The organism is Candidatus Zixiibacteriota bacterium, assembly GCA_021159005.1.
Lineage (GTDB): Bacteria > Zixibacteria > MSB-5A5 > UBA10806 > 4484-95 > JAGGSN01.
Genome location: JAGGSN010000199.1, coordinates 1 through 12,286, shown reverse-complemented (window position 1 = coordinate 12,286; position 12,286 = coordinate 1). Strand labels below are relative to the sequence as shown.

Here is a 12,286-nt window from a genome sequence, read left to right as displayed (position 1 = left end):
GGTAATGCGCCCCCTATGCACCTTTTCTCCTGTCGAATACTCGCTGCTGGTCAGACCGGTAAATGAAGCCATCTTTTTGCCGTTAGAAAACCTGTTCATATTACCCCATTCCAACGTAAACCTGATAGCAGATAGCCAGCCTATACCCGGACTACTTTGTTTAATCCGAACAGATTCCTTATAGCGAGCTTTTTACATAGTGCCTGAAGTTCCTTTAATAGAATCGCCCTCGACTTCTTAAGCTCCTTAAGATTATTTAAATGACAATCCAAATTAACCTGTAAAGAATGATTCAATTTCAAATGGTAAAACTGCTTGTAATAAGACTCTTTCCAAGCGCCGGCCGGGAAACCATCATTCAAATTATATAAATCTAAAAATCTGCGGATCCGGTTCTTGGTTGCTTTTATATTCTTCTGAGTTTGATCTAGTGTCCGACTTATCTGACGGTCCTCTCGAAGCTCAACATCAGGAACACGACAACTGGCATAATCTCCATTCTCTAAATTCTTAGCCAGGCGACGCGCATCAATCTTGTCGGTTTTAACTTTGTTTACTTTCTCCTGAGTTGCCTTGTTCGGCGGTGTAACAATACAATCAATTTTATCTGCCTCTAATAAATCGTGCAGCCAGAAACCGCTAAAACCAGCCTCGTACATTACTTGAATCTTACACCCCGGATAGCGGCCTTTCAAGCAGCTCTTTAAATTGCTATAATCCGCTGGCATACTTGTTTGGTGTACTATCGTGTTGCCGCACCTAACACATAACTTCCATGTTTTTTTAGAATCTTCCAAACCAACAAATACTTTCTTGCCTTTTGCTACAAAATCTTGCATCTTACGCATGAGGTTGCCTCCTTCGGGTTGTGGCGTTTGACCACGTTTTGTTTAAAGTGTTTTTCCTGTAAGATAAAAGGCAGCCTCAACTTTTTCAAGAAAACTATGGATTACACACGCTTTCATACCATAGTAACTATCTGAGCCACTCCTGAATATGACTGGTGTATGTTCATGCGTACCTGTATTATAGACAGATGAAAGCATAGCAGGTCGGGTTCCGACCCTGCCGCGGCGGGGAGAAACCCGACACCTCGCGCTCAATATATCTTCAATATCGTTAAGCAAGAATTTTTATCTATTATAAGAAACTACGGTGATAAAGCAGCATGCATCTTTAGCGAACGTGTCGGGTTTTTCCCTCCGGTCAGAACCCGACCTACTGCTCTTCCGTTTGGATGTTTATTTCCTCAAGCTCTTGCTCATCACCGGATATATCAATATCCTCAATCGATGGCGGAAGCTTCCGTTCCCGAAAGGATTCGATGAACCACTTTACCCATTGATGAACGTCCCGGCGTTTAATATCCGATCGCATTCTGCTCATGCGCCTTTTTCTTTCGGAGGGATCCATAGTAAAAGCCTGATAAATAGCGTCGGCGGTTTGCTCAAGGTCGTACGGATTGACAATAATTGCGCCGTTTTTCAGTCTGTCGGCCGCGCCGGCAAATTCGCTTAGGATTAAAACGCCGTTATTATCTACCGAACTGGCGCAATATTCCTTGGCGACAAGATTCATACCATCCCGAAGCGGCGTTACCAAAGCTATCTCGCAGGCTTTGTAGGCGCCTATCAGCTTGTGCCTGTCGAGCGCGCGAAACATATAATGGATTGGCGCCCAGCCCGGATTGGAGAACTTGCCGTTGATTCTGCCTACAAGTGTATCAAGCTGTTTTTTCAGATGCTTATATTCGGGCACCGGCGTACGGCTTGGTATTAGCAGTTGGAATAAAGTCAATTGCCCTTGAAGGTCGGGATACTTCTCCAGAGCGCGCTCAAATGCCAGAAATCTTTCCGGGATTCCCTTGGTGTAATCGAGTCTGTCAACTCCCAGGATTAATCGCTTGGCGTTAAATTTCTCATGGAAATACCAGGCTTCATCAGCCGCCTTTTTTGTTTTGGCAAGATCATTGAATTCCTCAAAGTCAATACTGATTGGGAAATTGCCGACTTTAATTATTCTGTCGTCATAAGATATTAATGTATACCGTTTCTTTATATTGACTTTTGCCGCAGGCATCACACTTTTAACACAGTTAACGAAATTACGTCTATCTCTTAAAGTCTGAAAACCAAGCAGGTCGTACGACATCATGCCCTTAATAAATTGATTCCTCCAGGGCATGCGGCGCAAAAGGTCAAAAGACGGAAAGGGCGTATGAAGGAAAAAAGCCAGGTTATGTTTGATATTCATCTCTCTAAGGTAATAGGCCGTTAGGGCTAAATGGTAATCATGAACCCATATAAAATCATCCGGTCTTACAGATTCGGCAATGGTTTCGGCATATTTTCGATTTACTCGATTGTAAGCCTCCCAATCATCTTTATCGAATTTACAGTAGCTTAGCAGGTCATGAAATAGCGGCCATAATGTTTCATTTGAAAAACCATAATAGTATTTTTCAACATCCTCTTGAGAAAGTATAACCGGTTTTAAGTTATATGAATTATTATCGTTAAAATCTTTTAATAGCTGTTCATACGGTATACCCTCAGCGCTGCCGGGCCAGCCTAGCCATAACCCTGAAATCTTTTCCATAATTGGCACCAAAGCTGTTACTAAGCCGCCGGTGCCAGGATGAATATGCCAGTTGCCGTCTGCGCAATCAATTATAACCGGCAGACGATTAGAAACCACAAGCAATCGCTGTGAACCGATTTTATCGAATAAATCCTGAATTTTCTTGCTTTTCACCTGTTTCTTTTCACCGACAAATAATTTTAAAGCTCTCATTATTTTTCTCCTCCTACAACGCTTTCCTCCCACATTTTTAGAAAATCCAGCATTTCATCGGGAGGCTTAACCCATAAGCCGGCGGCAGTTTCACGGAGCTTATCGCTAACTAAAACTCCAAGCCCAGTCGAATTAAGCGCCCCAAAAGCATCTTCATCAGTATAATCATCCCCCATATATGTTATCATACATTTCCCTGTTTCCGAAATTATTTTTTTTACAGCATATCCTTTATTGCGGCCGGAAGCCCGCAGTTCAACACCGTTGTTGAATACATGTATTTCTAATCCGGAACCGGCGGCGATTGGCGACCAATGCTCATTCGCTTTATCGCTTAATTCCTTTGCTTCATCATCAGGCAAACCTCGCCAATGAAGAGCTAAACAACCGGGTTTATTCTCGTATCGGCTTTGAAGAGCTTCCTTTACTAACCAATTTTCAGCCTCAGCCAATCCTTTGATAGCCTGCTTGCCAAAATCGAAAACATGATATGTTTTATCAGGCATCAATCGTTCCCAACCATGAGAACCCCATATTTCGGGCAGGTTTTTCAAATTGAGCAGCGGCAATAAATCATCAATTCGGCGGCCGCTGATTATTACTACCCGGCACTTATCAGATTCTATCAGATTATCCAATATAGGTATCGCATCCGGATATGGGATAGCTTTATCCCGTTCTGTTTTAAACGGAGCTAAAGTGCCGTCATAATCAAGCAGAAGCGCCCTGTTTTCAGCTTTGGTTAAAGCCCTAAAATAATTATCGAGTATAAATCCCGGCTTTAATATCTTCATATATTACAACTTAATCAGCAAGCAAATGGTTGCCAAGACCTTGCTTTAGTCCCAACATCAATGTCAGATATTCGCGCAGGTGTCGAGTCAGTAAAAAATTTTCCCTAACGAATTGTTTACCGGTTTCGCCAATTGCTTTCATTCGACCCGGGTTTCTTAAAAGATACCTGATTCTCAAAGCGGCGCCTTCAGGAGTATCTACTAAGAAGCCTGTATAATAGTTATGAACTTGTCTGCGTATCCCGCCTACATTACCGCCTATAACCGGTTTGCTTTTCCAGAGCGCTTCGGTAACTGTTAATCCGAAACCCTCCTGAAGCGATTTTTGAATTACGATAGCCGAGGCGCGTTGAAGGGCGTTTATTGTTCGATGAGCGTTGCTTGGCAGAAACAATACATGAATATGCTCATCGCCATCGGCAGCGCTTCTAACTTCCTCCAAGACAGCCGCGCCTTCAGGGTCATCCGTGGCTCCGCCGCCGGCTAATACTAATTCGACATCAATGTTATCTTTAATCATTTTATAGGCTTCGATTACTCCGATTGGGTCCTTAAATCTATCAAAACGGGATATCTGAGTTAATATTGGCCTGTCATTGGGAATCCCGAGTTCGCTTATAATGCGATTAAGTTCACCATTAGAAAGAGCGCAGTTTTTTTCGCTAATCGGATCAATGCTTGGAGCTATTAAAAATTGCGGATGAGGCAAAGATTGAGCAAATTCAGCCATCGAAAAAATACTGGCATCATAGCCGGAAACCTTCTCTTTTATATACTGCCAGACCTTGCGAAATGGACGACTGGCATCAATATGACATCGCCAAACCCATTTTCCTTTTCTATTTGGACAATTTTCAAACAATACCGCCGGCTGAGGATCATGGATTATAACAAAATCGGCTTCCTCAAGAATAGGCCGAAGCCGTTGAGCGTTTTCCTCGACAGTATCTTCATAGGCTTGTTTCATCAACGGAGATAAAACCGTTGGATTGCCCTGCAAACCATTATGGAAAGATTTAGTAGTTCTGAAATATTCTTCATTGCCATTGATTACTTCCCATTTGGCATCCAGTCCAAGTTCATTCATCACTGGAATAAGCCAATTGAGAATCTCAGCCACGCCGCCGCCCTCTTTGGTCGAGTTAACATGGACTACACTGGCGCCCTGAAGATGTTCGGCAAGTTGCCGCAATTGCGATATAGCAACTTTCCCTACAACCGGTTCATAATCCGCAAGAGAATTAGCCATTTTAAACATCCTCGTTGTTGAGATTTATACAGACACCATATAGAGCTGTTTTCAGTTCGGAAAGATTTAATGTGTAAAAATCGATGCTTTCAAGCGCTTTTATCAGTTTAACCGGTTTGTTTTCCAGTTTGTTCATCCAGGCGGTAAAATCATCGGTTTTTTCCTCTGTCCGCCGCCGCGCCTCAATGAAATGATAATACAACGTACTGGGGGTCATATTAGGCAATTGAGCCGTAAAATCTTTCGGGTTGTGTAATTCTAAACCTGTATCGAACACAATTGTAACCGCCCGTAGAAACCGAAATTCCTCATTTCTTGCCACCCAGGGGATAAAGTGAACTTCATCAAGTCTTTCGTCGATGAGGTCAATAATTTTGGCGCGCATCTGTTCGAGGTCTTCAAAAGAATACGGATTTATCATACCCAAACGTTCAGCCAAAACACGATCTCTAAGATACTTGGATGTCCACACTGCAAAATCATTGCGAAATTCCGGGTCATCGAAACTCGGCCTGACAAGTGTCTCGCAAAAATGATGATAAAGACACTCAATCGGGCAAATCGCTGTCCGTTCCCGCATTTCACGAAGGTTAATTGCAGGATATACACCACCCATCCTGACAATTATAGTGCAGTCCTTTACTTGGAAAGATTCGTTGTTTGTATTGTTGTTATTGCTCATATATTATCTCATCAATATAATCATGGCTAAAAACTGATATTCTAAATTGCCATAACTATGCAATATACTTATCGGTTATAAACATAATATACTTTTATTAATTTGCCAAGACAATATAGTTGTTTAGGTTAATATAATATATCCTCATAATACTATCAATTTCAACAAGTTCGGAAAGGCTGCATGATTAAATATTCAAACTCCAAGCGTTATATAATCTGAATAGGGGTATTATTTAGCTTTTTGGGGAGACATCAACTCTAAAACTATTGACATATATTATGTAATACATATATTGAAAACGGCTTAATAATTTTACTAAGCCCGGTAAACCTTTGAACTTCTGGGACGTAAATATAAAGTAATGAAAAAGTCTTTTCTGATAATGTTGATTGCGCTAATCCTGACTGGTGTCGGGATGAGTCAATTTAATACTGTCGAATCAAATCATTCGGCTTTTACCGTTGCCCGCTTGCAATTTAGCGGCGGCGGCGATTGGTATTGCGGACGGTCGGGAATATCCAACCTTCATAAGTTTTTAGCCGAAAACACTAATGTTGCCGTAGTCGATGAAGAAGTCAATATTAAAGCCGCCGACCCAGAGCTTTACAATTACCCCTTTTTGTATTTAACGGGGCACGGCAATATCAAATTGACAGAACAAGAAGTATCCGCCTTGCGGGAGTATTTAATTTCGGGCGGTTTCCTTTTCGCTAATGACAGTTATAGTTTAGCGCCCGCTTTCAAACGTGAAATGAAACGGGTTTTCCCGGAGAAAGAACTTGTCGAACTGCCGTTTAGCCATGAGATTTATCACTGTTTGTATGAATTCCCCAACGGTTTGCCAAAAATCCATGAGCATGATAATAAACCGCCGCAAGGTTTCGGCATATTCTGGGATGAGGAACTGGTTGTATTTTTCGCTTATGAAAGCGATATCGGCGATGGCTGGGAGGATTACGAGGTTCATAAAGATCCCCCGGAAAAACATCAGGCATCATTGAAAATGGGCGCCAACATTGTAACATACGCCATGACACATTAAATTATGAGTGAAAATAATTACAAATCAATTATCGAGCGGCTTTCCGACACGCAAAATTCCATAAGTCGATGGCAGGCATTTGAGGGTCTGGCTGATTTATTGGCATTTTTAAGCGGTTTTGTTTTTATCCTATGGATAATTACAGGCCTTTTCTGGCCCGACCCGGCGCTTCGAGTCATTCTACTAATAATAGGAATCGCTGGCGCATTATCTCTTATCGGGCTATATGTTTTAAAACCGCTGATTAAAAAACTGCCGCTATCAAAAATAGCTCTAAGGTTGGAAAAACATTACGGCAAACTGCAATCCCGACTTATTGCCTCACTTGAGCTTTACGACAAACTTAAAGTCAATAAAGAAAATTACTCAATAGAACTAATCGAAAAAACTATTGAAGAAACAGGCGAGGAAATCAAAGACCTCGATTTTAATGCGGCCGTCCAAAAAAAAACAATTCCTTACAAGCGGCTGGCGCTGTCAGTATTAGCTGTTGTCTTTGCCTTTGCTGTTTCAAGCCGGACAATTTCTAATGTCGGCCTGCTGTACAGTCATCCTTTCGCCGATATTCCCAAGCCAACCAATCTGCAGTTAATACTCAAGCCTTTATCTTATACGGCGATTAAAAATGATGATGTTGCCATAAAAATCATCGCCGCCGGCGAGAAAACCAGGCGAGTCGATTTTAATTTCAAATTCGATGACGGCAAATGGATTGCTATCCCCGCTGAAAGACAAACCGATGACACTGGCGATGTAATTTATGGAGACAGCGTTTTTACATATACTTTTAAAAAGGTTAAGCGGGATATTGAATACTATGCGCGGGCGAAAAATGTTGAGTCATCAATTGGAAAAATCACCGTCATAGACCCGCCCAACCTTGTTGATGTTTCTATTACTCTCGACTACCCCGACTATACCCGCCTTCAAACCGAAACATTGCCAAATAACGATGGCTCTGTTACTGCGCTTAAGGGCACACGCGTTATGTTTAAGGGAAAAATGAATAAACCTGCCCAAACCGCAGATATGGTATTCAATTCCAACAAACGTAAAAAGATGACAGTGGACGGGAAACAGCTTAGCGGGAAGTTTGCTTTGAATAAAAGCGGCAGCTACCATATTGAAATCACCGATTCCTCCGGCTTGAATAACCGCGACCCCATCAAATTTGATCTGGTCTGTTTGGATGATTATCCGCCGCAGGTTCAGATTACATTCCCGGCTGTGGATGTTGACCTTGATGAGAGCATGACACTGCCAATTGATGCCGCCCTTTATGATGATTTCGGTTTTACGAAACTTGAGTTAGTATACTGGACGTTTTCCGAAGGCAGGGAATCGAGCAAAAAGCGCGAGGTTTTGAAAGAATCTTTTGGTAATTTAAATGAGGCTTTGTTTACATACAACTGGTTTATCGAAAAACTCTACCTTTTGCCCGGCGACCTTGTTTATTATTATTTAGAATTATTCGACAACGATATAATTTCCGGCCCCAAATCTTCAGTTAGCAAAACATACAGCGCCAGACTGCCCAGCATCGATGAAATCATGGCTGATATTACCGGCCAGCAAGAGGAGATATTTGTCGATTTTGAGGAAACAGTCGCCAATCAGAAAGAGCTAAAAAAAGAACTGGAACAATTATCCCGCGAGATGCTCAAGCTTTCCGAAGTCGATTGGGAGAAAAAACAGCAAATTCAACATACAATAGACCGTCAAAAAGATATAGCCGAAAAGCTTGAACAGATGGCAGAACAAATAGATGATGCGATTGAAAAGTTTGAAAAAAACGAAATGGCAACGATGGAAATGCTGGATAAAATGGAAGAGCTTCGCAATCTGATGGAAGAGGTTGCCACACCCGAACTGAAAGAAGCTATGAAAAAACTTCAGGAAGCTCTGCAAAAAATGGATCCGGAATTGCTAAAAGAGGCTATGAAAAACTTCGAGATGTCTGTCGAGCAAACAAATGAAAACCTCGATAGAATGCTGGCGCTTCTAAAGAAATATCAACTTGAACAAAAAATTGATATGTTAGCCAAGCTATCGGAAAAACTCGCCCAACAGCAAGAGCAAATCAACGATAAGCTAAGCCAATGCCAGAAAAAAGATGATGTCTCGAAATGTCAAAGCCAGCAAAAACAGCAGGAACAAGGATTGGAAAATCTGAAAGAACAATTCGAGCAAGCCAAACAATTGAATGACCAGCTTGATATGATTCCCAAACAGGATATGGAAAAAGCCGACCAACAAGTTAACTCGCCCGAATTGAGCAAGAAGATGTCGGAGATGATGCAAAGCCTGGGCATGTGCAGCAGTAAGAATGCCTGTAAAAAAGGCGGCCAACTTCAGCAGGATTTCAATGAACTGGCTCAGATGTTTCAGCAGATGATGGAGCAGATGCAGTCTCAGCAGCAGCAGATGATTACCGGCATGATAAAAAAAGCTATCGCTGATATTCTCTATTTATCGCATAATCAAGAAGATGTAATCAATTCGACAAAAGAAGATATTAAGCGCTTGGAAGGACGCCGTGAGGCCGCCAGCCAGCAGAAAGATATCGAAACGGCAGCCGATAGAGTGGCACAGAATGTTTCTGATATTACTAAAGAAACGCTTTTTGTTAATTTCGCTGTGATGGAAAGATTGGGAGCGGCGCTGACAAGCATGCAGGAAGCTATCGATAAGCTTAATAGCCGTCATCCGGGCAAAGCTGAGAATAATCAGGTTGAGGCGATGTCTGCTCTTAATCAATCGGTCTCTGTTTTAATGAAAGCATTGGATGAAGTCAGCCAATGTCAATCCTCGAGCTGCTCGGGAATGCAGTCGCTAATGCAGAAGCTTAACCAGATGGGAAAGCAGCAGATGAATATAAATCAGCAGTCGCAAATGATGATGCCGATGCCAGGACAGATGTTGAGTATGGCACAAAAGCAGGGCATGCAAAGATTAGCCGCCCAGCAGGAAGCTATCCGTAAAGGACTTCAGGAATTGACTGAAGAACTCGGCAGCAGCGGCAATATTCTCGGACGGATTGACCAGCTTGGCGAAGAAATGAAAAAAGTGTCCCAAGATCTGCAAAATCAAAACCTTAATAGGAACACTATAAAGCGTCAGGAACGAATTTTATCGCGACTATTGGATGCCCAAAAATCTGTCCATCGACGCGACCATTCGCGCAAGAGACAAGCGCGAACCGCCGATGATATTATCAGACGAGGTCCCGAGGCTCTGAATTTCGGCAATATGAACAACGAAAAGCTGGCTGAGGATATCAAAAAGGCGCTGACTGAAAAATACCCAAAACGTTACGAACGGCAAATCAAAGAATACTTTAAAGCCTTAACAAAGGATAGCGCAATTGAATAAACGATATATTCTTTTTACGGTTCTTACAGCATTATCATTTTTCATAATGCCGTTAGTTGCTGAAGCACAAATTAGCGTTAAATCCAAAAGTGAAGAAAAGGATATTGCCGCTACCGATAGATATTTTAAACGCAATCTTAAAACAGCTAAAAGTTTGATTAAGGTTGGCAATTTTGAGAAAGCTATAACTCTGCTAAAATCGCTAAGCAACACTTATGGAAATATTCCCTCGATTGCCAAAGAGATTAAAAACGCCTACCGCGGCATGAAAGATTATCCCGCTTTAAAATCGTTAGTATTAGAAGAACTTGAGGCTTCACCTGATAGCTTTTATTTAGTCTGCCAGCTTGGCGAGGTTTATTTCCTTACCGACAGCCTTAGGTTAGCCGATTCAACGTGGGAACATGCTTTCGAATTAGCCGGCAGTTCTAAATCACATTATGTCTATCTTGCCAGTTATTATCTCGGTTATGGTTTTTATGATGAGGCAGTGTCTGTTTATCGCCGCGCCAGGATTGCGCTTGGACAACCTGAGCTGTTTTCGCGGGAATTATCGGACATTTTTATTTCTCAGTGCGATTACAAAGGAGCAGTAGCCGAATTTCTTAACCTTCTAAAGCATAATCCAAAAAATACGGGCAAAATTTCCAATCAGATTATCGATGTTATCACGAAATGCTCAAGCGACTCGTTATCCAACAGCTCTGAAGAGGTTACAATATTGATTACCAGCGCAATAAAAAATGACCCGACTAACCCCAATTTGTATGTTATGCTTGGAGATATTAATCGTCTGGCTAAAAACCTGACAGCCGCTTTTGAAAACTACAAATATGCCGATAAATTGTCCAATTCGCAGGGCAGATTTATCTTTAGCTTTGCTTCATTGTGTTATGACAATAGCGAATTCGATATGGCTATATCAGCAGCCGATTATTATATCGAAAGCATCAAGGGAAAAGAACAGGTGAAAATCAAGTTTATTAAAGCCCGGAGCCTTGATAAACTGGGGTTGTATCAACAAGCTCTTGAGATTTTAGATGAGGTTCGGGATAATCCTAATGATTATAATTTAAAACTGGAAGCGACTTTAACCGCTGGCGATATTTATGTCAACAGGCTTCACAACCTTGAATCTGCCGAGAAACTATTTGCCGGTATCGCCAACAATAATCGTCCATCTCTTTATACCTACAAAGCTATGATGAAATTGGCCGAGGTTAAAATAATGATGGGCAATTATGAGGAGGCTTCCGTTTTATTAAATTCAATTCAAAAGTCAAAAGGCTGCGATTACCTTGTTGAGAAAGCCATATTCCTTCAAGCTGAAATCAATTTTTATGCCTATGATTTCAAAAAGGCCAAAGCGGGATACATAAGCCTTGTGATGGAATATCCCACAGGCTTTTTCGTTAATGATTGCCTTGACCGACAGTCATTAATCGCTGATGCCGAGAATGATACCGTATTGTATTTAATCGCCGATGCCAGCCGCTATTATTATTCTCAAAAGGCAGACAGCGCAATTGCGGTTATGGAGCAGGCAATATCGTTTACTCAATCTCCGGCTTATGAATATATATTGTTTAATCTAGCATGTTACTATTCTGAAACTTGCTTATGGGATAAGGCAATCAGCGCTTACGAAGATTACAATTACTCTTATCCTGAGGGGCTATACACCGACAGATCGTTATTTAATTTGGCTGAGATATATAGAGATAGAAAACTGCAGCCCGAAAAAACCGATGAACTGCTTGAAAAAATAGTAACCGATTATCCAGCCTCGCCACTTATTGAAAAAGCGAGACTGTATCTCAATAAACTTAAATCAATTTAAAAAATCGGCTGCTTTTTCGGTTTGGTTTCGGTAGTATCACGAGAAACAACACCGCTCATTTTTGCTTCGAGTTCCTTGACTCTTTCGGTAAGTCCTTCGACATAGCGAAGTTTTATCTTCATGCTGGTTCTTACTAAAAGTCCCAGCGAGACTAAAAGAAAACAAACGGAATTAACCCTTCTAAAGATTTCACCATAGTTAAAAAGCGAATCCAAGAATGCTATTATTCCTATACCAAATAAAATTGCGCACCAGGCAAGCATGTTTTCTCCCTTGTATAAATGTTTTATTTATTATCGGTAAATCAATTAGGTAGTTTAATTACATCAAAAAAGATATTTCGCCCTAATTAGCAAATGGTTTCAAATAGTTTCATTTATACTTGATTTTACAGCTGAACACCGAAACATAAAGTTTAGTTGTTGTAAGTTAACAAGATGCAATAAGTTATCTTGCATTAATTCTTCGACAGCAAAATATAAGTTTATGACAAGTAAAAATCCGAATTTTA

The 12,286-nt window shown here is 41.3% G+C and carries 10 protein-coding genes; 3 read left to right on the top strand and 7 right to left on the bottom strand.

All coding sequences use genetic code 11. The features are described 5' to 3' along the window. The 6 genes from J7K40_12725 to J7K40_12700 form a co-directional block, all read right to left on the bottom strand. Nucleotides 1-165: IS110 family transposase (locus tag J7K40_12725; GenBank protein ID MCD6163256.1), on the bottom strand; the 165-nt coding region annotated here is incomplete at its 3' end. Further along, nucleotides 141-848, bottom strand: coding sequence for a transposase (locus J7K40_12720; protein ID MCD6163255.1), 708 nt, complete (start codon nt 846-848; stop codon nt 141-143). The genes J7K40_12725 and J7K40_12720, both read right to left, overlap by 25 nt. A gap of 370 nt (nt 849-1,218) precedes the next feature. Beyond that, nucleotides 1,219-2,793: a trehalose-6-phosphate synthase gene (locus tag J7K40_12715; protein MCD6163254.1), complete on the bottom strand. Its 1,575-nt coding sequence runs from the start codon at nt 2,791-2,793 to the stop codon at nt 1,219-1,221. Then, complete coding sequence (otsB, locus tag J7K40_12710) at nt 2,793-3,587, bottom strand: trehalose-phosphatase (protein MCD6163253.1); 795 nt, start codon at nt 3,585-3,587, stop codon at nt 2,793-2,795. Before otsB ends, J7K40_12715 begins: the two co-directional genes overlap by 1 nt. Nucleotides 3,588-3,597: 10 nt before the next feature. After that, complete coding sequence (locus J7K40_12705) at nt 3,598-4,836, bottom strand: glycosyltransferase (GenBank protein ID MCD6163252.1); 1,239 nt, start codon at nt 4,834-4,836, stop codon at nt 3,598-3,600. 1 nt (nt 4,837) lies between these two features. Further along, nucleotides 4,838-5,518, bottom strand: coding sequence for a hypothetical protein (locus J7K40_12700; protein ID MCD6163251.1), 681 nt, complete (start codon nt 5,516-5,518; stop codon nt 4,838-4,840). Between the two features lie 364 nt (nt 5,519-5,882). On the opposite strand from J7K40_12700, the gene J7K40_12695 reads away from it, so the two are divergent. The 3 genes from J7K40_12695 to J7K40_12685 are packed head-to-tail and all read left to right on the top strand — an operon-like array spanning nt 5,883 to nt 11,775. Continuing rightward, nucleotides 5,883-6,563, top strand: a complete 681-nt coding sequence (locus J7K40_12695; GenBank protein MCD6163250.1) for a DUF4159 domain-containing protein — start codon at nt 5,883-5,885, stop codon at nt 6,561-6,563. 3 nt (nt 6,564-6,566) lie between these two features. Further along, complete coding sequence (locus J7K40_12690) at nt 6,567-9,935, top strand: hypothetical protein (GenBank protein MCD6163249.1); 3,369 nt, start codon at nt 6,567-6,569, stop codon at nt 9,933-9,935. Beyond that, complete coding sequence (locus J7K40_12685; protein MCD6163248.1) at nt 9,928-11,775, top strand: tetratricopeptide repeat protein; 1,848 nt, start codon at nt 9,928-9,930, stop codon at nt 11,773-11,775. Before J7K40_12690 ends, J7K40_12685 begins: the two co-directional genes overlap by 8 nt. Here the strand turns inward: J7K40_12685 and J7K40_12680 are convergent. Continuing rightward, nucleotides 11,772-12,038 (bottom strand): hypothetical protein, encoded by a 267-nt coding sequence (locus tag J7K40_12680; GenBank protein MCD6163247.1) that lies wholly within the window; start codon nt 12,036-12,038, stop codon nt 11,772-11,774. The two genes, J7K40_12685 and J7K40_12680, sit on opposite strands and share 4 nt — an antisense overlap. Between the last annotated feature and the right edge of the window lie 248 nt (nt 12,039-12,286).

Excerpts from the sequence above, each read along its gene's own strand:
- J7K40_12720 (MCD6163255.1), bottom strand. The coding sequence starts at position 848 with ATGCGTAAGATGCAAGATTTTGTAGCAAAAGGCAAGAAAGTATTTGTT.
- otsB (MCD6163253.1), bottom strand. The coding sequence starts at position 3,587 with ATGAAGATATTAAAGCCGGGATTTATACTCGATAATTATTTTAGGGCT.
- J7K40_12715 (MCD6163254.1), bottom strand. The coding sequence starts at position 2,793 with ATGAGAGCTTTAAAATTATTTGTCGGTGAAAAGAAACAGGTGAAAAGC.
- J7K40_12700 (MCD6163251.1), bottom strand. The coding sequence starts at position 5,518 with ATGAGCAATAACAACAATACAAACAACGAATCTTTCCAAGTAAAGGAC.
- J7K40_12695 (MCD6163250.1), top strand. The coding sequence starts at position 5,883 with ATGAAAAAGTCTTTTCTGATAATGTTGATTGCGCTAATCCTGACTGGT.
- J7K40_12690 (MCD6163249.1), top strand. The coding sequence starts at position 6,567 with ATGAGTGAAAATAATTACAAATCAATTATCGAGCGGCTTTCCGACACG.
- J7K40_12680 (MCD6163247.1), bottom strand. The coding sequence starts at position 12,038 with ATGCTTGCCTGGTGCGCAATTTTATTTGGTATAGGAATAATAGCATTC.
- J7K40_12705 (MCD6163252.1), bottom strand. The coding sequence starts at position 4,836 with ATGGCTAATTCTCTTGCGGATTATGAACCGGTTGTAGGGAAAGTTGCT.